Source organism: Streptomyces sp. JLBG701, assembly GCF_058544905.1.
Genome location: NZ_CM178588.1, coordinates 6,719,447 through 6,736,802, shown reverse-complemented (window position 1 = coordinate 6,736,802; position 17,356 = coordinate 6,719,447). Strand labels below are relative to the sequence as shown.

General features: G+C 69.0%; 18 protein-coding genes. 5 read left to right on the top strand and 13 right to left on the bottom strand.

Annotation, left to right across the window (positions count from 1 at the left end):
* Nucleotides 1-14: 14 nt before the first annotated feature.
* Nucleotides 15-1,844 carry a 3-oxosteroid 1-dehydrogenase gene (gene kstD, locus AC5DRG_RS31225; RefSeq protein WP_491802811.1) on the bottom strand — a complete coding sequence of 610 codons (1,830 nt, stop codon included), beginning with the start codon at nt 1,842-1,844 and terminating at the stop codon, nt 15-17.
* Between the two features lie 67 nt (nt 1,845-1,911).
* On the bottom strand, nt 1,912-2,430 hold the full coding sequence (locus tag AC5DRG_RS31220; RefSeq protein ID WP_491802810.1) for a DUF6817 domain-containing protein: 519 nt from the start codon (nt 2,428-2,430) through the stop codon (nt 1,912-1,914).
* 233 nt (nt 2,431-2,663) lie between these two features.
* On the opposite strand from AC5DRG_RS31220, the gene AC5DRG_RS31215 reads away from it, so the two are divergent.
* Nucleotides 2,664-3,554: a LysR family transcriptional regulator gene (locus AC5DRG_RS31215; RefSeq protein WP_491802809.1), complete on the top strand. Its 891-nt coding sequence runs from the start codon at nt 2,664-2,666 to the stop codon at nt 3,552-3,554.
* On the opposite strand, the gene AC5DRG_RS31210 is transcribed toward AC5DRG_RS31215, so the two are convergent.
* Nucleotides 3,505-3,996 (bottom strand): ATP-binding protein, encoded by a 492-nt coding sequence (locus AC5DRG_RS31210; RefSeq protein WP_491802808.1) that lies wholly within the window; start codon nt 3,994-3,996, stop codon nt 3,505-3,507. The genes AC5DRG_RS31215 and AC5DRG_RS31210 overlap by 50 nt on opposite strands.
* A 178-nt stretch (nt 3,997-4,174) precedes the next feature.
* Here AC5DRG_RS31210 and AC5DRG_RS31205 point away from each other — a divergent pair, with 178 nt between their 5' ends.
* The 3 genes from AC5DRG_RS31205 to AC5DRG_RS31195 all read left to right on the top strand — a co-directional run bounded on the left by AC5DRG_RS31205 (nt 4,175) and on the right by AC5DRG_RS31195 (nt 6,326).
* Complete coding sequence (locus AC5DRG_RS31205) at nt 4,175-4,957, top strand: helix-turn-helix domain-containing protein (RefSeq protein WP_491813211.1); 783 nt, start codon at nt 4,175-4,177, stop codon at nt 4,955-4,957.
* Nucleotides 4,954-5,196: a DUF397 domain-containing protein gene (locus AC5DRG_RS31200; protein WP_491802806.1), complete on the top strand. Its 243-nt coding sequence runs from the start codon at nt 4,954-4,956 to the stop codon at nt 5,194-5,196. The genes AC5DRG_RS31205 and AC5DRG_RS31200 overlap by 4 nt, the downstream gene beginning before the upstream one ends.
* Before the next feature lie 326 nt (nt 5,197-5,522).
* The gene (locus AC5DRG_RS31195; protein WP_491802805.1) at nt 5,523-6,326 is read left to right on the top strand and encodes an NAD(P)H-binding protein; all 804 of its coding nucleotides are present in this window, start codon (nt 5,523-5,525) and stop codon (nt 6,324-6,326) included.
* 73 nt (nt 6,327-6,399) lie between these two features.
* Here the strand turns inward: AC5DRG_RS31195 and AC5DRG_RS31190 are convergent, their stop codons facing one another.
* The 5 genes from AC5DRG_RS31190 to AC5DRG_RS31170 form a co-directional block, all read right to left on the bottom strand.
* The gene (locus AC5DRG_RS31190) at nt 6,400-9,411 is read right to left on the bottom strand and encodes a glycoside hydrolase family 18 protein (protein ID WP_491802803.1); all 3,012 of its coding nucleotides are present in this window, start codon (nt 9,409-9,411) and stop codon (nt 6,400-6,402) included.
* A 246-nt stretch (nt 9,412-9,657) separates the two neighbouring features.
* Entirely contained in the window at nt 9,658-9,840 is a 183-nt protein-coding gene (locus AC5DRG_RS31185; protein ID WP_491802802.1) for a hypothetical protein, read from the bottom strand.
* 82 nt (nt 9,841-9,922) lie between these two features.
* Nucleotides 9,923-10,114, bottom strand: a complete 192-nt coding sequence (locus AC5DRG_RS31180) for a hypothetical protein (protein ID WP_491802801.1) — start codon at nt 10,112-10,114, stop codon at nt 9,923-9,925.
* A 9-nt stretch (nt 10,115-10,123) separates the two neighbouring features.
* Nucleotides 10,124-10,606 carry a hypothetical protein gene (locus AC5DRG_RS31175; protein WP_491802800.1) on the bottom strand — a complete coding sequence of 161 codons (483 nt, stop codon included), beginning with the start codon at nt 10,604-10,606 and terminating at the stop codon, nt 10,124-10,126.
* 65 nt (nt 10,607-10,671) lie between these two features.
* The gene (locus AC5DRG_RS31170) at nt 10,672-12,618 is read right to left on the bottom strand and encodes an AMP-dependent synthetase/ligase (RefSeq protein ID WP_491802799.1); all 1,947 of its coding nucleotides are present in this window, start codon (nt 12,616-12,618) and stop codon (nt 10,672-10,674) included.
* A gap of 387 nt (nt 12,619-13,005) precedes the next feature.
* Here AC5DRG_RS31170 and AC5DRG_RS31165 point away from each other — a divergent pair, with 387 nt between their 5' ends.
* On the top strand, nt 13,006-13,842 hold the full coding sequence (locus tag AC5DRG_RS31165; protein ID WP_491802798.1) for a MaoC/PaaZ C-terminal domain-containing protein: 837 nt from the start codon (nt 13,006-13,008) through the stop codon (nt 13,840-13,842).
* Between the two features lie 54 nt (nt 13,843-13,896).
* Here AC5DRG_RS31165 and AC5DRG_RS31160 read toward each other — a convergent pair whose 3' ends face one another.
* The 5 genes from AC5DRG_RS31160 to AC5DRG_RS31140 all read right to left on the bottom strand — a co-directional run bounded on the left by AC5DRG_RS31160 (nt 13,897) and on the right by AC5DRG_RS31140 (nt 17,299).
* Nucleotides 13,897-14,568, bottom strand: coding sequence for a TetR/AcrR family transcriptional regulator (locus AC5DRG_RS31160; RefSeq protein ID WP_491802797.1), 672 nt, complete (start codon nt 14,566-14,568; stop codon nt 13,897-13,899).
* A gap of 50 nt (nt 14,569-14,618) precedes the next feature.
* A complete protein-coding gene (locus tag AC5DRG_RS31155) occupies nt 14,619-14,948 on the bottom strand; it encodes a DUF4229 domain-containing protein (protein WP_491802796.1) in 330 nt (109 codons plus the stop codon).
* A 136-nt stretch (nt 14,949-15,084) separates the two neighbouring features.
* Entirely contained in the window at nt 15,085-15,609 is a 525-nt protein-coding gene (locus AC5DRG_RS31150; protein WP_491802795.1) for a GNAT family N-acetyltransferase, read from the bottom strand.
* Between the two features lie 4 nt (nt 15,610-15,613).
* Entirely contained in the window at nt 15,614-16,777 is a 1,164-nt protein-coding gene (mqnE, locus tag AC5DRG_RS31145; protein ID WP_491802794.1) for an aminofutalosine synthase MqnE, read from the bottom strand.
* A gap of 66 nt (nt 16,778-16,843) precedes the next feature.
* Nucleotides 16,844-17,299 (bottom strand): Lrp/AsnC family transcriptional regulator, encoded by a 456-nt coding sequence (locus AC5DRG_RS31140; protein ID WP_491802793.1) that lies wholly within the window; start codon nt 17,297-17,299, stop codon nt 16,844-16,846.
* Between the last annotated feature and the right edge of the window lie 57 nt (nt 17,300-17,356).

Sequence of the window (17,356 nt, the reverse complement as noted above, 5' to 3'; positions counted from 1 at the left end):
CGACGGCGGAACGCTCAGAGCACTCCAGCAAGGTCCCGCGCCGCGACATAACCGAACGTCATCGCCGGCCCGATCGTCGAGCCCGCGCCCGCGTAACTGTGCCCCATGACGGCGGCACTGGCGTTCCCCGCGGCGTACAGCCCCGGGATCACCGAACCATCGGCCCGCAGCACCCGCGCCCGGGCATCGGTCCGCAACCCACCCTTGGTGCCGAGGTCGCCGGGAACGATGCGGAAGGCGTAGTACGGAGGAAGCCAGAGGGGGGCGAGGCAGGAGTTCGGAAGGACGGCGGGGTCCGTGTAGTAGTGGTCGTAGGCACTGTCACCGCGGTGGAAGTCGGTGTCGGTGCCGCTGCGGGCAAGGGAGTTGAAACGGTCGACGGTGGAGCGGAGGGCGGCCGCCGGGACGCCGATCGCGGTGGCGAGGGCGTCGAGGGTCCAGGCCTTGTAGGCGGCACCGGAGCTGTACCAGTCGTCGGGGAGGACGAAGGTCGCGGCCACGTCCTTGAAGAGGTACCGGTTGCGATAGTTCTGGTCGACGATCAGCCAGGCCGGGATGTCGGGGTCGGTGGCGTTGCGCTCGTACATGGTGTGGACGACGTCGCTGTAGGGGGCGGCCTCGTTGACGAAGCGGCTGCCGGCGGCGTTGACCAACAGGCCGCCGGGGAGGGTGCGTTCGGCGAGGCAGAAGTAGGGCTCGCCGGGGAGCGGGATGGCGGGACCCCACCAGGCGTCCTCCATCAGGGCGAGGGCACCGCCGGCCTGCGCCCCCGCCCTGATGCCGTCGCCCGTGTTCTCCTTGGCGCCGACGGTCCATTCGGTGGTGATCGGCTGCTGCTGGTACTGGTTGCGCATGGCGGCGTTGTGCTCGAAGCCGCCGGACCCGACGATGACGCCACGCCGGGCGCGGACGAGCCCGGGGCTGCCGTCGCGGGTGACGACAGCCCCGACCACGGCCCCGCTCTCCGAATACAACTCCGTCAGAGGGGTGTTGAGCCAGACCGGAACCTGGGCGCTCAGCAGCCCCGCGCGCAGTCCGGCGGCCAACGACTGCCCCATGGTGAGGGGCGTCTGTCCAAGGAGGGCAGCTCTGGTGCCGCGCGCCAGACACTCGATGGCGACGGCAACTCCCTTCGCGCTCACGGCAGTCAGGGCGAGCCACTTGTAGTCGGCGCTGAAGACGACCATGCCGTCGGGAACTTCCAGATACGGCGGATTGAGGTGGGCGAGTTCGGCACCGAGGATGTTCCCGTCGAGCTGATCGGGCTCGATGGAACGGCCGTTGGGAAGCCCTCCCGCCAACTCCGGGTAGTAGTCGCTGTACCCCTCCATCCAACGGAAGCGAAGAGGACTGTTCGCCATGACGAAGGAGATCATGGCGGGCCCGTGAGCGAGGAAGGCCTGTTGGCGAGCGACGGGCACATCGGAGCCAACGACGGCGGCGAGATAGGCGGCGGCCTTGGCGGGCGTGTCCGGAACACCGGCGGCCAGGATGACGGGGTTGTTGGGAATCCAGATCCCAGCCCCGGAACGGGCGGCGGAACCCCCGAACGTAGGCGCCTTCTCTACGACAACACAGCTGAGCCCCTGCTTGGCGGCGGTCAGCGCGGCGGTCATCCCGGCGGCACCGGAGCCGATGACGACGACGTCGTAGGTGCCGAGGAGGGGGAGGTCGGCGGCGTGGGCACCGTGCTGCACTCCAGCCGCGACGGCCAGCCCGGCACCGGCGACAGCGCTGGCCGCACCCGCCAACACCCGTCTCCGGGAGGGGAGTTCCGTACGTCTGACGGGGTCCGTACGTCTAGCAGACTCGTCCGTGCCTGAGTTCTCCGTGCCTGAGGTCATGACCGCTCCAGCCCGACGGCGAACAAGGGGTAAGGGGTGGGGAATGTCGCGCGGGGGTCTTGTGAAGTCAAGAGCCGTGCCGGGGTCCTCGCCCGGTCAGCACGGTGAGGCAGTCCTGCCAGGCCGGAGGGCTCAGTAGCGGGCGGAAGCCGGTGAACAGGGCGAGGAGGTCGGGGCCCCAGCGTTCGCGGAAGGCGGGGTCGGTGCGGGCGAGGTCGAGCTCGTTGGCGGCGGTCAGCTCGGCGAAGTCCTGGCGTTGACGCAGGTCCGGTACATGGGTCCGGCCGGTGAAGCGGTTGTGGAAGGCGGAGCCGGGCACGGCGAGGGACGGGTGGGTGGCCTTGCGGTCGCAACTCGCGTACAGGTAAACGATCGCCTCGGCCTCGGCACCGATCACGGTCGCGAGCTCGGTACGACGATCGAGCCCGAGGAGAGCGGCGGGGAAGCCATCGGTCCCGTAGCAGGCGTGGCAGAGCCCGGCGAGCTGAAGGGCGGGACGGGCGTCCCAGGCAGCGAGTTGTGCGCGTACCCGGCGGAGGTGGACGAGGAGGGTGCCGCCGGGGTGTTGGAGGGTGGCCGCGCCCAACTGGCATAGAAACGCGTCGGCTTGAGCGGTGGTGTTGATCACTCCGGCGCCCTTCTCTTCAGTTCTCCTGCGTTTGGGTCGGCACCCGCTCCCTCCCCCGCCGATGGTCCGGATCCGTGCGGGAGGTGCGTGGAGCGGGTTGCCGCCCGGGCCCTGAGGAGATCGTCGCGGAGGGCTTGAGGTGAGTCAATCCTTGGATTTTGTGATGACCCTCAAGTGTTAGCTTAGAGGCCATGACTCTGGATGACCTGCGGGTTTTCGTGGCCGTGTGCCGGGCCGGGAGCCTCAGTGCGGTGGCGCGGGATCTCGCGTGTACGCAGTCGGCGGTGAGCCAGCACGTGAAGCGGCTGGAACGGGAAACGGGCGTCAGCCTGTTGGAGCGACAGCCCCGGGGTGTCGTCCCGACGCGGGCGGGCCGGGTACTGGAGGCGGCCGCGGCAGAAGGCATCGGCGGGCTGGACGTCGCGCTCCGGCGCCTACGGGATCTGGTGGACGGGGAGAGCGGATCCGTGCGGGTGGCGACGGGGGCAACGACCGTACGGCACTTCATGGCGGACGCGGTCGTCACGTTCCGCCGTCAACACCCCAAGGTCAGCCTGGAGTTCAGAACGGAGAACTCCAGCCGCGGCTGCTTCGACGCGCTGACCGACAGCGACCTGGACCTGGCGTGGATCACACTTGGTCCGCCGGTGCGGGGTATCGAGCAGCGGCCGGTGGCGGAGTTGCCATGGGTGCTGGCGGTACGTGCGGATGACGCGCTCGCCGGGCGGTCGTACGTCGATGTAGCCGACCTGAGTGACCTACGGCTGATCCGCCTGCCGCCGAACTCGACATCCGCGGCCCATCTCGACGCCGCCTGCGCCGAGTTGGGCGTGACCTTCGGCTTCGACACGAGCGTCGCCGACTGGGATACGGCTCTGCTGCTGGCGGAGTTGGGACTGGGACGGGCGGTGGTGCCGGCGTTGCCGGGGCTGTCCGGTTCCGGCTCCGGCGACACCGGACAACTCCGCCTGATTCCGCTGCCCGCCCTCCGCCCCCTGTCCGTCGGCTGGGCCGTGCGTCGCTGGGACGCGCTCAGTCCGTCGGCGCGGGCCTTCGCGGACACGGTGGCAGAGGCTCTTTAGCGGTCTCTGTAGCGGTCTCTTTCAGGGCGAGTTCGGCCCAGACCGTCTTGCCCACTTCGCGTTCGGCGACGCCCCAGGTCGAGGCCAGCAGCGAGAGGAGCAGCAGGCCTCGGCCTCCCTCTCCGTCCGGTTCCGTCACGAACCGCAGTCGCCGGTCACTTCGCGCGTCGCTCACCTCGATGCGCAGCGTGTCCTCCGGGAGGAGCAGCAGGCGGAGCTCGAAGTCACGCCCTGGCACCCGGCCGTGGGTGACGGCGTTGGCCGCGAGCTCGGCCACGAGGTGCTGTGCGGTGTCGTTCGCGTCGGTGTCGTGCGGGTATCCCCATGCGTCGAGTTGCTGCGCGGTGAGCCTGCGGGCCAGCCGCGCGCCGCGTGGGGTGGAGCTGAGGCGCTGGGTCAGCTCCGTGGTGGGGGTTGTGGGGGTGGAGATTTCTGCGTTCACGTCACCGAGAGTGGCCGGTTGTATCTACGCTGGCCAGGGGCGACTTGGCGACGCTGGGTAGCTGTGCGGGTGCGGTGGGTTCGGTGTACGGGTTGTCGGGCGGGAGTGTGAGGGTGTGGGTGCGGAGACGCCGGCGGAGGCGGACGGGACGACGGGGTTGTTCACCGCCCTGGGCAAGATGCTGAAGCTGTTGCGTGAGCGGAAGGGGCTCACGCAGAAGGAGTTCGGGCAGATCGTCGGGTACGGGCCCGACGCGATCTCGGCGATGGAGCGGGGCGTGCGGGTGACACAACCCGAGCTCTTGCTCAAGGCCGACGAAGTCCTGGACGCCGGGGGGTTGTTGAAGGAGGCGATCCCTGAGGTCAAGGAGGCGATGAAGAAGGCTCGGACGAGACATCCGGAGTGGTACCGGAGTTATGCGGGGCTGGAGGCGGAGGCGGTTGAGCTGCACGTCTATGCCAACCAGGCAATGCCGGGACTGTTGCAGACGGAAGACTACGCACGCGCCGTCTTTCGCCAACGGCGGCCGTTCCTGAGCGAGGAGACCATCGAGAAACGGGTCGCCGACCGCCTCTCGCGACAGCAGGTCTTCGATCGCTGGCCGCCGCCCGTCGTGAGTTACGTACTCGAAGAGGTCTTGCTGGACCGGCCAATCGGCGGGTCTCTCATTTCCAGGGACCAGCTGCGGAATCTGCTGCGCGTCGGCAGCATGCGGAACGTCGAGATCCAGGTCATGCCGACCCGTCGCGAGGAACACCCAAACCTGGACAGCGCCTTCAACCTGCTGGTGCCGAAAGGGCATGAGCAAGTGGCGTACACGGAGGCACAGGGGCATCCCCGGTTGATCACCGATCGAGAGGAGGTCCGAAAGATCGCCGACCGCTATGGTTTCCTGCGGGCTCTGGCGCTCAACCCCATGGAGACCCGGGCCTTGATCGAAGCGAAGCTGGAGGAGCAATGAGCAGCGAGGAACTCACCTGGTTCAAGGCCAGCTACAGCAGCGGCGAGGGCGGTGAGTGCCTCGAAGCCGCCTACACCTGGCGCAAGTCGAGCTACAGCGACGGCGAAGGCGGCGAATGCCTCGAAGTCGCCACCTGCCCCCACACCATCCACCTCCGCGACTCCAAGAACCCCGACGGTCCCCGCATCGCCCTCTCCCCCGGCGCCTGGTCGGCCTTCGTCCCGCACGCCGTGAAGTGACCGTCGGGGCCGCCCGCTTCTTTGTCAGTGTCGTGCTTCCACGGCCCGCATCAAGGGCGCTCCCTACGGTCGCGTCGCCTGCGGCGATGGCCCTCCGGGCCACCCTTGACCCGGCCCGCTCCAGCACGGGTGAGAAGCGAGCGAGCGGCCCGAAACGCGGGGGTCCCAGGTCGGCCCACGAGCGCCGTCGGCTGTGCTGCCGTAGCGACTTCGATCCCGGCCACCCAACGCAGAAGGGCGGGCGGCACGACGAGAGAGCTCACGCGGTCCACGATAGTGCCGAAACTTCCTATCACGCGGCGTGAGAGCGCTGCGATCGTCGGAGCATGATCCTTGTTACCGGTGCCACCGGCACCATCGGCAGTCACGTCGTCCGTCTGCTCACCGAACGGGGCGTGCCGTTCCGAGCGATGTCCCGCCGCGAGCGGCCCGGAGGGGTGCGGGCCGACTTCGACGACCCGACGTCGCTGGCGGGCGCGGTGGCCGGCGTCGACACGGTCTTCCTGCTGACCGCGCCGCCCGTGCCGACCGCGGACCACGACATCGCCCTGGTGACCGCCGCGCGGGCGGTGGGCGTCCGCAAGATCGTCAAACTGTCCGCGATCGGCAGCGGCGAGCGGTTCGACGGGGCGACCGTCGGCGCGTGGCACCTCGCCGCGGAGGAGGCGATCGAGGCCAGTGGGCTCGTGTGGACGATGCTCCGCCCGCCGAGCTTCGCCTCGAACTTCTTGTGGTACCGGGCGCTGATCCAGGCCGGAGAGCCGATCCCGAACCTGGTCGGCGACTCACGGCAGGCCATCGTCGACCCGAGGGACGTGGCCGCGATCGCCGTCGCCGCCCTGACCAGCGATGCGCACGACGGGCAGCGGTACGACCTGACCGGGCCAGAGTTGCTGACGTTCACCGACCAGGCGGCGATCCTGGAGCGCGTGCTGGAACGGCCGGTCAAGATCACCGACGCGAGCTCGCTCGACCAGTTGCCGGCCGGGATGATCACTGGCATCGGCTGGGCGCGCGCCGGCGGTGCGGACTACGTCACCGACCACGTGCCGCGGGTGCTCGGCCGGCCGGCGGGCACGTTCGAGCAGTGGGCACGCGACCACCGGGAGGCATTCGCGGCAATGCCGTGACCCACCGCCGGCGGTAGTGGCCGAAGCGCCGGAACCCTGGTCCCGGTTCCGGCGCTTCGGGTCACCGGCTCAGTCAGTTCAAGCCGGTCGACGCGTTGAGCAGGCTGGTCTGGGCGTCATCTCCCTCAAGGGAGTAGATCATCACGCCGGCCAGGCCCTTGTTCTTGATGTACTGCCGCTTGGCCGTCATCGACTTCGGGGTCTCGACGCCGAAGAACGTGCTGCCGTCGTACATCCAGGTGGTCTTCGTCCTGCTGTCCCAGAAGACCGTCTCGTCGGTCAGCTTGCCCGCCGACTTGAGCTCCTTGTAGAAGGCGACGCCGGGAGCCTGCGACAAGGGGTACGCCGCCGGAGCACCGGTCGCCGGCTGGTAGAGCCCGTTCTTGCCGCCGCTTTCCACCCCGGTCCACCCGCGTGCGTAGAACGGCACGCCGAGGGTGATCTTGCCGGCCGGGAAGCCCTTGCCGAGGTACGTCGTGATGGCGTCGTCCGCGGTCATACCGGTCCCGTCGGCCGGGTCCGCCGCGGAACGGTACAGCGGGGCGTTGAAGTTGGTCGGTCCGGTGCCCTCCCAGGCGCCGTGCATGTCGTAGGTCATGATGTTGCCGAGATCCAGGTACTGCGCGATCTGCCCCACCTCGACCTTGCTGATCTTGCTCGGGCCGGCCGGCAGCGCGGCGGTGAGCAGCTTGTCGGAGCCGAGCTGGGCGCGGAACTCGGCGAGCAGCGCGGTGAAGTTGGCCGTGTCCTGCGCGCCGTAGTGGTTGCCGGTGTGGCCGTCGGCGCTGGCCGGGAACTCCCAGTCGATGTCGATGCCGTCGAACACGCCCGCGGCGGCGCCGTCGCCACCGGCGGGATCGTCACCGAGCTTCGGCAGGTTGCCCTTGATGAACATGTCGACGCAGGACTTGACGAACTTCTTGCGGGAGGCGTCGGTCGCGGCCGCGTCCGAGAAGTACTTCGAGTACGTCCAGCCGCCGATCGAGACCAGGACCTTCAGGTTCGGGTGCTTCGCCTTGAGCTTCTTGATCTGGTTGAAGTTGCCCTTCAGCGAGTTGCCCCACGAGTCGGCGACGCCGTCGACGCTCTCCTCGGCGGTGAAGCTCTTCTGGTAGTCGGCCCAGGCGTCGCTCGCGCCGTCGTTGCCGTCCGTGCTGCTCTCGTCGCTCGTGCCGGACTTGTTGGCCGCCATGCAGGTGAGGTTGACCGGGTCGATGTTCTGGAAGGCGTAGTTGAGCTTGGTCAGCTTGGCGGCGGTGCCGTTCTGGTCCAGCGTCTTCAGGTAGTACTGGTTGGCGTAGATCGACCAGGAGTTGAAGTACGCCACCCGCTCTCCCGGGACGCCGGCCTCGGAGCCGGACTCGTCCCAGTCGAGGGCCTCGGTGCTGGTGTCACCGGCGTTGGGCAGCCGCCAGGCGTCGACGCCGTTGCTGGTGCTGTTGAACAGCAGGAAGTCGGAGACCTTGTCGACGTCGAGGTCGGAGAAGGCGCCGACGGAACCGCCGAACGCGTCGCCGGAGCGGACGGTGCCGAGCGACTCCCAGCCGGAGACATCGGCGGTCTCGGCCGTGCGGACCAGCTGGGTCGACAGCGAGGACGTGGAGGTCCAGGTGCCGTCGCCGGTGTTCTTCCAGGCGAGCACGTCGCCGGTCATGTACTGGACGACGACCGTGTCGGCGAGGCCGTCGCCGGTGATGTCGGTGAAGTAGAGCTGTCCGACGGGGCCTTCGGCCGGGTGCGTGAAGCCGGTGATCTCGTCCCAGTCGCCGGGGGTGGGGATCCCGGTCGCCGTGTTCTCCCAGGCGGTCACGAAGTTGTTCCGGTCCACGAGGAGGAGGTCGTCGTCCTTGTCGCCGTCCATGTCGGCGAAGACGGGCTCTCCGACGCCCAGGTCGTTCGCGACGATGACCGGGTCGGCCCACTTGATGTCGGTGCTGGTGGACTCGTTGCGCCAGACACGCATGGCGGCGAAGCCGGTCCCGGACTCGCTCGCGCTCAGGAAGTTGACCAGCTCGTCGCGGCCGTCACGGTCGAGGTCGCCGAAGTAGGCCGTCTTCGGCAGCTCGGTGGCGGCGGCCGGGGCGGTGTCGCCAAACGGGAGCCAGACCCGCTCGCCTTCCGTGCCGCACCCGGCGTTCACCCAGGTGTAGAGCTTGCCGTCGGAGCCGCTCATGGTGCGATCGCCGTCGCCGTCGCCGTCGAGGTCCGTGAACCGGGTCTGCGCGCTGTCAGCGCTGTCCACGATCTGGCCCAGCGAGGTCCACTCGCTCGCCGAGCCGTCACCGGCGGGCTCACGGCAGGTGCCGGTGACCCCGACGCCGGAGCGCAGCCATCCCGGAAGGAACCCCTCGATCTTGTTGAGGATGTCCTCGACGGTGTCGGCGGCTCCCGCACCGCCGAAGAGGCGCTCCATGGTTCGAGCCACCAGAACGATCTTGTTCTTGGCCGCTGTGAACCAGGCTAGCGCCTGGTCCGTCCCGGCCCAGCTGATCAGGAACATCGTCAAGCCCGCGCCGATCGCCTTCCCCATGGTCTTGGACCATTCCTCGGAGTCGTTCAGCTTGTGGTCGGCCCACTGGGTGAAGAATCCGTTCGCGAACTCCCCCATGAACGCACCGAAACCGATACAGGCGGAGACCGGTCCGCCTGCCCGCTTGCAGAGGCCGCCCGAGAGAGCGCCGATCGCGACGGCGCCCACGACAATCCACACGCCCTGCCAGAACGACGCGTCCACCTCGACCTCGGGCGCCGTGGCGGTGACGGTCAGGACCGTGCCCTCGACCGTCCAGTCGTGCTCGAAGTCGAGGTACCTCAGATCGGGCAGGACGTCGTGCAGGCGGCCCTCGGTCTGCGCCTCAAGCACGTCACCGAGGGTCTTTCCCGATTCGTCGATCGCGGTGAATTCCTGGCGGACGTCGTCGGCCATGTCCGCGTCCTGGAAGTCGTAGGTGAAGACTTGGTCGGTGATCGACGAATCGGCTCGCGCCGCGGGCGGGTCGATGCCGCCGAGCAGCAGGGCAGCGGCTGTGATGGTCGCGATGAGGGTCAGCAATCGACCGAGTCGGACATGCGGGATGTCCACCATGGTTGATCTCTCCGATTCCGTTCGGCTTGTCAGGTCCACGCAACTTCGGGACATCAGCAGTCAAGCAGTCGGCGATTGCTCAGTAATTGCTCGTTTGTTGTCCGGCGCCACGGCGGTAGCGGCCCGGCGGGCGCCGATCGCGTGGACGGGGACGTTGTGGAGGGTGGGGTCGGTGAGGTCGCGGCGGCAGCGGGCCAGGCGTTGGTCGACGTAGGCGCAGTCGGCCGCAGCCGTCGCGTGCGGGGGCTAGAGCTCGGGCAACCGGTCCTCCGGGCTCGGTGACCGGCCCTCCTCCAGCCAATAGACGTAGATCCGCAGGTCGGTCGCCAGGCCCCCGCCGATATTGGCCTCGAAGTCACGAACGGCCGCGGCCACGCCCTGGCCCGGGTTTTCCGCGTCGCCCTTGTCCCACTCGAGCGTCACCGTCACACGCGTACCCGAAGAAGGTCTCGATGCCCGCCGCTTCGACCAACCGGTCAGTCTCCCGCGGCGTACGGGGCTGGCGGTACACCTACTCCGTGAAGTACTCACCGCCGTACAGCACTTGGGCCGGTGCCAGGGTCCTGCCCGTCCAGTGGTTGTCGGTCATGGCGCCGTAGAAGGGACCGGGCACGTTGAGCCACAACCGGTCTTCCCAGCGGCCTCCGAAGACCCCGCGGTCGCCCTCCGTCAGTACGGCCGGCGGGTTGAAGTAGAGCGTCACCCGCCGGACCTACGTCAGCCGTGCGGCCAGCGGGTCCTCGTCGAGTACCAGCGGATGCGCGAGGGCTGCCTCGTAGGCCTCGCGGGGGAAGACGTAGGGGCCCATGGCCAGTTCACCCCATCCCTCGTATGCGCTGAAGGCGGACCATGCGACCGTCGTCGGCGTGGTGGTGATACGGGTGAACAGCGGCCCGCATTCCCAGATGCCGCAACCGCAGCCGAGGACAGGGGTGGGGGCAGGGCCGTTCGTGAAGTGGTGCCCGGGAGCCGGGATGTCCCCAACCGGAATGCCCTCATGCTGCGAGAGCAGCGAGCGGTCCTCCTCCTCCGGCGTCTCCTTCCCCGGCGTCTCCTCCCCGAATTCCTCGCGCCACAGCCCCCGCGTCGCCTCGGCCACGTACTCGCGCAGGTCGGTGTCGTCGATCCGGATGCCCCACAGGATGGCCGAGGGGTTCTCGGCGCGCGGGTGGTGGAGGAAGGTGACGCGGTTCATGGGCGTCATCCTCGCCAGGCGCAGCCGTCCCCCGCCATCCGATTACCGCTCGTACAGCCCCTCCGCTACCGCTCGTACAACCCCTCCACCTCCGCCCCGAAGTCCCCCATGATCGCCTCCCGTCGCAGCTTCATCGACGGCGTCAAGTGGCCTGCCTCCTCCGTGAAGTCGACGGGGAGGATCGTGAAGCGTTTGATCGACTCGGGGCGGGAGACCAGCTTGTTGGCCTCGTCCACCGCTCGTTGGAGGATGGCGCGCAACTCCTCGTCGTGCATCAGGAGTTCCGCCGGGACCGGGTGTTTGCCGTTCATCTGGCGCCAGTGGGTGATGCCCTGGATGTCGAGGGTGATCAGGGCGCTGACGTAGGGGCGGCCGTCGCCGACGACCATGACCTGGGAGATCAGGGGGTGGGAGCGGAGCCAGTTCTCCATGGGGGCCGGGGCGACGCTCTTGCCGCCTGACGTGATCAGGAGTTCCTTCTTGCGGCCGGTGATCGTCAGGTAGCCCTCGTCGTCCAGGGCGCCTATGTCACCCGTCGGGAGCCAGCCGTCCGGGGCCGCCGGGACCACTCCTCCTGCCGCCGGGTCCCAGTAGCCGCGTAGGACATGGTCGCCGGAGAGGAGGATCTCGCCGTCGTTCGCGATGCGGACCTTAGTGCCGGGCATGGGCCAACCCACCGTGCCCAGGCGGGGTTTGAGCGGTGGCGTGACCGTGGCCGCGGCGGTCGTCTCCGTCAGGCCGTACCCCTCGTAGATCTCGATGCCCGCACCGGCGTAGAACGCGGCGAGCCGGCGGCCGAGCGGGGAGCCGCCGCAGATCGCGTGGCGGACGCGGCCGCCCATGGCGGTGCGGATGCGGCGGTAGACGAGGGGGTCGTAGAAGGAACGAGCGACCTTCAGGGCGCGGTTGGGGCCGGGGCCCGTGCCGGCGTGTTTCGCCTCCATGGCCTCGCCGTACCTGATGGCCACGTTCACCGCGCGGTCGAAGGCGGAGACCCGGCCGCCCGACTCGGCGCGGGCGCGGGCGGTGTTGAAGGTCTTCTCCAACATGTACGGGATGGCCAGGAGGCAGGTGGGCTTGAACGTCGCCAGATCCGGGAGGAGTTCGTCCGCCTTGATGCTCGGGGCGTGGCCCAGCCGCACCTTCGCCCTGATGCAGGCGATCGCGACCATCCTGCCGAAGACGTGCGACATCGGCAGGAAGAGGAGGACCGACAGGTCGTCGGCCGCCGTGTCCGACTTGAAGACCGGGTAGAGGAGTTCGATCGCGTTGTCGACCTCGGCGAAGAAGTTGCCGTGCGTGAGCGCGCAGCCCTTGGGGCGGCCGGTCGTGCCCGAGGTGTAGATGAGGGTGGCCAGGGTGTCGGGGACCAACATCCCCCGGCGGATGGCCACTTCGGCGTCCGGGACCTGCTCGCCGAGTGCCCCGAGCCGCTCCACGTGGCCCTTCTCGATGACCCACATGTGCTGGAGGTCGGGCAGGCGGTCGCGCTCGGGGCCGAGGGCGGAGGCCTGGGCGACGGTCTCGGTGACCAGGGCGACCGCGCCCGAGTCCTGGAGGATCCAGCGGACTTGGTAGACGGATGAGGTGGGGTATACGGGGACGGTGACCAGGCCCGCCGCCCAGGCCGCGAAGTCCAGCAGCGTCCATTCGTACATCGTCCGCGCCATGATCGCGATCCGGTCGCCGGGGACGAGCCCCTCCCCGATCAGGCCCTTCGCCACGGCCTGCACCTGCGCCGCGAACTCCGCCGCCGTCACGTCCACCCAGCGGCCGTCCGGCGTCTTGCGGCTGAGGACGACATGGTCCGGGGCCTCGTCCGCGTTCTCGAACGGCACGTCGCCCAGCGAGCCGTGGACCGCCGGCGCGACCAGCGGCGGTACGGAGACCTCGCGGACGACCCCGTCCAGCCGCCGTATCTCCGGTTCCACGAGCACGGGCCCACCGTCGAAGTCCAGATCGAAGCCGGAGTCGGGCGTGTAGCCGGACGAGGACGCTTGCGGGATCGACATGGGGCGGCTCCTGGGGCGCGCAGCAAACCACTGCTCAGCATGAGGTACGCGCGGCGCGTACTGAGGCGTTCACCAGCGGAGTGCGGCCAGGGGTGTTACCGCTGGTTAGGTGGCAGATCGTACGGGGCCCAGGTGTGGAGTTCGTGCGGGTTCCGGGGTGGTCTGGGGCCGGGGCTGTGCAACCTCGGCGATCACACAGGGGGTTCCCGACACTCCCTCAATCTCCCCAATTTACACGGTGGTTGGAAGTGGCCCAAGGTGAGGAATCCTCACGTCTACCGGCCGTGTCCGGGCCCTTTGAACTCGCCTTACCTGGGGTAACTTTACTTGAGAGTCAGCAAGCCATCGAGCCAGCCATCAAGTAAGTCACCGAGCCGGGAGCCGACCATGCCGAGCGTCCTGCCGGGCGCGCCCGCCCTCACGCCCCTCCTCGCGCGCGGCGCCCTGCTGTCGCCCTTCAAACGGCGCCCGCGCCCGGACGCGGACTTCCCGCGCACCACACTCCTGCTGCCCGGCGTACGAGTGGACCTCGCCCGCCTCGCCGCCTACGAGCGGGTGTGCGGGTTCGCCACCGGGGAGGACGCCCTGCCGGTGACGTATCCACATGTGCTCGGATTCCCGCTGGCCATGCGGCTGATGAGCGGCCGCCGCTTTCCGCTCCCGCTGCTCGGGCTCGTCCACACGTCGATCGAGATCACCCGACACACTCCCCTCACGGCCACCGGGGAGTACGAACTCGCCGTGCACGTCGGCGGATTGGCGCCGCACCGACGCGGGACCGAAGCGACGGTGGCGACGGAGGCGCGGGTCGACGGGAAGGTCGTATGGGAGTCGCGGAGCACGTATCTCGCGCGGCACCGGACCCAGGACACCACGCCGGTAGAGGATGCGGAGGCTCACGAGGAGCTGCCGGTCGTCGCCGAGTGGCGGCTCGGTGGGGACATCGGGCGGCGGTACGGTGCCGCGTCCGGCGATCGTAACCCGATCCACCTCCACCCCCTCACCGCCCGCCTCTTCGGCTTCCCCCGGGCCATCGCGCACGGCATGTGGACGGTGGCCCGGTGTCTGGCCGCGCACGGTACGCCCGAAGCGGCCCTGGTGCGGGCGGAGTTCAGGGCGCCGGTGCTGCTGCCGGGGACGGTGACGTACGCGGCGGAGGGCGGGCGGTTCGAGTTGCGGAGCGGGGAGCGGGTGCACGTGAGCGGGACGGTTCAGCGGGTGTGAGCCACCGCCTCGTCACCGCCTCGTCACCGCCTCGTCCGTCTCGGCCGGCGGTGATCAGCCGGTGTGAGCCGCCGTCGGGTCCGTCTCGGGCGGCGGTGACCAGGGGCTGCCCTCCATGAGGTTGCCCAGGCCCGCCCACGCGAAGTTCATCAGGGTCGCCGCCGCCTGGCGGGCCGTGGTGCCGGGGGTGGCGTTGGCCCAGGCCGCGAGGGACTCGGCGGCGCCGACCAGGGCCTCGGCGAGGCCGGCGACCTCCCGCTCGGCGAGGTCCGGATCGCGGTGGGCCTCGCGGGCCGCGACGACGATCAGCTGCGTCACGAACTCGACGATCTCCTCACGCATCGCGGCGACCTCGGCCGCGAAGGGCTCCCCGTGGGTGCGGGCCTGGAGGTGCAACACCGCCCAGCCGTCCGGGTTCTGCGCGGTGTGCGTGAAGAACGCCCGCAGCCCGTCCCAGAGTTGGCGGTCGGCAGACATATCGGGTTGGACCCCGGCTCGGATGGCCTCGGTGAGTGTCTTCGCCTCACGCCGGATGCAGGCGGTGAACAGGTCCTCCTTGGAGTTCAGGTACAGATAGACCAACGGCTTGGACACGCCCGCCAGTTCGGCGATCTCGTCCATCGACGCGGCCATGTACCCCCGCTGCCCGAAGGTCCGCACGGCAGCGTCCAGCATCTGCTGCTCCCGAACGGCCCGCGGCATCCGTTTCGTCTTCACGGCACCCATGGGGCAAGCCTAGTTGGGCTCGTCGGAAGACAGGGCTGCCAGAGGGTCCGCTAGGAGGTCTGGCCCTGCGCCCCGTGCGCCCGGGCTGCTTCGTCGATGGCATCGGCGGCGTCGACGGCCTCGTCCTCCTGGCTGCGGTTCGCGTCCAGGTTGGCCTTCATGCGGTCCACCCGCCGCACGACCTGGACGGAGGCCCGGTCGCGCTCCTTGCGCAGGGCGACGAAGCTGATCGGGGCCGAGATCACCAGGGCGAGCAGGACGACCCACATGCCGTTGGAGTCGCCGAGGCCGCGCGGGACGACGCCGGAGTAGACGAGGCCCCAGACGACCACGAGGCAACCCGCGAAAATACCGAGGCGCATCAGTGTGTAGCGGAACATCTCAATCCACTCTTCCGTAACGAAAAAGGCCCATCCAAACAGTCCCGTCCAGTGAAGCACGCGCCGCGGCAGATCTTGGAGGGGGGTGCGCGGCTCGGCTCAAGGGCATCAGCTCAGGGACATCAGGTCAGGGACATCAGGTCAGGGGCAGCAGCATGAAAATGTCGTCCCGGTCGTCCCCGGGGGCGACGCGGATCGCGCCGGGCACCCGGCCGACCTCCTTGTAGCCGCAGGAGCCGTAGAACCGCTCCAGGCCGTTCCCGCCCCGGCAGGTGAGCCGGATCGCCTCGATGCCGTCGAGGCCGCGGGCGGCGTCCTCGGCGGCGGCGAGAAGGTCACGGCCATAGCCCTTGCCCTGGTGCCGCGGGTGAATCATCACCGTGTAGAGCCACACCCAGTGGGTCATCAGCCGGTGGGTGTTGTGGGAGATGAACGCGGTCGCGGCGACCGTGCCCGCCTCGTCCCGGCCCACGAGCAGCCGGGTGCGGCCCTCGGCCATGGCCGCAAGGTGCTTCGCCAGCTCGGGGCGTATATCCTCCGCGGTCACCGGCGACACAAAGCCGACCGAGCCGCCCGCGTTCGACACGTCCGCCCACAGCGCGAGCACGTCGTCCCGAAGGGCGGGCGAGACCGCCGGGTCCAGCTCGAACGACAACGACACCGGCTCACACCCGCATCGGCTGCGGCGACTCCCGCCGCGCCGGGTCCGGGCCGTCGTACTCGCGGATGATCTCGTACCGCGTGTTGCGCTCCACGGGCCGGAAGCCGGCGTCGCGGATGAGGTCGAGGAGGTCCTCGCGGGTCAGCTTGTTCGGGGTGCCGTAGTTGTCGGCGTCATGCGTGATCTTGTACTCGACGACCGAGCCGTCCATGTCGTCGGCGCCGTGCTGGAGGGCCAGTTGGGCGGTCTGGACGCCGTGCATGACCCAGAAGACCTTGACGTGCGGGACGTTGTCGAACAACAGCCTCGACACCGCGAAGGTCTTCAACGCCTCCGCGCCGGTGGCCATCTGCGTGCGCGCCTGAAGGCGGTTACGGACCTTGCCGTCCTTCATGTCCACGAAGTCGTGCTGGTAGCGCAGCGGGATGAAGACCTGGAAGCCACCGGTCTCGTCCTGGAGTTCGCGCAGGCGCAGGACGTGGTCCACCCGGTGCCGGGGCTCCTCGATGTGGCCGTAGAGCATGGTGCACGGGGTCTTGAGACCCTTCTCGTGCGCGAGGCGGTGGATGCGCGACCAGTCCTCCCAGTGGGTGCGGTGGTCGACGATGTGCTGCCGGATCTCCCAGTCGAAGATCTCGGCGCCGCCGCCGGTGAGGGACTCAAGGCCGGCGTCGATGAGCTCGTCGAGGATCTCGGAGGCGGTCAGCCCCGAGATGGTCTCGAAGTGGTGGATCTCGGTGGCGGTGAACGCCTTGAGCCCGACGTTCGGCAGGGCGGCCTTCAGCTCGCGCAGGGAACGCGGGTAGTAGCGCCACGGCAGGCTCGGGTGCAGCCCGTTGACGATGTGCAGCTCGGTGAGGTTCTCGCCCTCCATCGTCTTGGCGAGCCGGACCGCCTCCTCGATGCGCATCGTGTACGCGTCCTTCTCGCCCGGCTTGCGCTGGAAGGAGCAGTAGGCGCAGGAGGCGGTGCACACGTTGGTCATGTTGAGGTGCCGGTTGACGTTGAAGTGGACGACGTCACCGTTCTTCCGCGTCCGCACCTCGTGGGCGAGCCCGCCCAGCCAGGCCAGGTCGTCCGACTCGTACAGCGCGATGCCGTCCTCGCGAGTCAGCCGCTCACCGGAGCGGACCTTCGCCTCCAGCTCGCGCTTGAGCCCGACGTCCATGCCTCTACCTCTTCCGACTTCCTACGACGACCTGGTCAACCGTACGCCTACACCACTACTGCTCTGTTACTGCTCCTCGGGCAGCTCTCCGACCCGGTTCTCCCACTTCGTGGAGAGAACGATGGTGGTACGAGTCCGGGAGACCCCCTTGGTCCCGGACAGCCGCCGGATGGTCTTCTCCAGCCCGTCGACGTCCGACGACCGCACCTTGAGCATGAACGAGTCGTCGCCCGCGATGAACCAGCAGTCCTCGATCTCCGAGAGGTCCTTCAGCCGACGTGCCACGTCCTCGTGGTCGGCGGCGTCGGAGAGCGAGATGCCGATCAGGGCCGTGACGCCGAGGCCGAGAGAGGTGGCGTCGACGGTGGCACGGTAGCCGGTGATGACACCGGCCGCCTCCAGCCGGTTGATGCGGTCGGTGACACTGGGTCCCGACAGGCCGACGAGGCGCCCTAGCTCCGCGTAGGAGGCCCGGCCGTTCTCTCTCAGGGCCTGGATGAGCTGCCTGTCCACCGCGTCCATGCGATCGAAGCCTTCCGATGAAGAGGTCTGAAGAGGTCTAACGTGGTCTGAAGAGTT

Coding starts and splice junctions, on each gene's coding strand:
- kstD (WP_491802811.1), bottom strand. CDS start 1,844: ATGACCTCAGGCACGGAGAACTCAGGCACGGACGAGTCTGCTAGACGT.
- AC5DRG_RS31215 (WP_491802809.1), top strand. CDS start 2,664: ATGACTCTGGATGACCTGCGGGTTTTCGTGGCCGTGTGCCGGGCCGGG.
- AC5DRG_RS31205 (WP_491813211.1), top strand. CDS start 4,175: ATGCTGAAGCTGTTGCGTGAGCGGAAGGGGCTCACGCAGAAGGAGTTC.
- AC5DRG_RS31200 (WP_491802806.1), top strand. CDS start 4,954: ATGAGCAGCGAGGAACTCACCTGGTTCAAGGCCAGCTACAGCAGCGGC.
- AC5DRG_RS31195 (WP_491802805.1), top strand. CDS start 5,523: ATGATCCTTGTTACCGGTGCCACCGGCACCATCGGCAGTCACGTCGTC.
- AC5DRG_RS31190 (WP_491802803.1), bottom strand. CDS start 9,411: ATGGTGGACATCCCGCATGTCCGACTCGGTCGATTGCTGACCCTCATC.
- AC5DRG_RS31175 (WP_491802800.1), bottom strand. CDS start 10,606: ATGAACCGCGTCACCTTCCTCCACCACCCGCGCGCCGAGAACCCCTCG.
- AC5DRG_RS31170 (WP_491802799.1), bottom strand. CDS start 12,618: ATGTCGATCCCGCAAGCGTCCTCGTCCGGCTACACGCCCGACTCCGGC.
- AC5DRG_RS31165 (WP_491802798.1), top strand. CDS start 13,006: ATGCCGAGCGTCCTGCCGGGCGCGCCCGCCCTCACGCCCCTCCTCGCG.
- AC5DRG_RS31160 (WP_491802797.1), bottom strand. CDS start 14,568: ATGGGTGCCGTGAAGACGAAACGGATGCCGCGGGCCGTTCGGGAGCAG.
- AC5DRG_RS31155 (WP_491802796.1), bottom strand. CDS start 14,948: ATGTTCCGCTACACACTGATGCGCCTCGGTATTTTCGCGGGTTGCCTC.
- mqnE (WP_491802794.1), bottom strand. CDS start 16,777: ATGGACGTCGGGCTCAAGCGCGAGCTGGAGGCGAAGGTCCGCTCCGGT.
- AC5DRG_RS31140 (WP_491802793.1), bottom strand. CDS start 17,299: ATGGACGCGGTGGACAGGCAGCTCATCCAGGCCCTGAGAGAGAACGGC.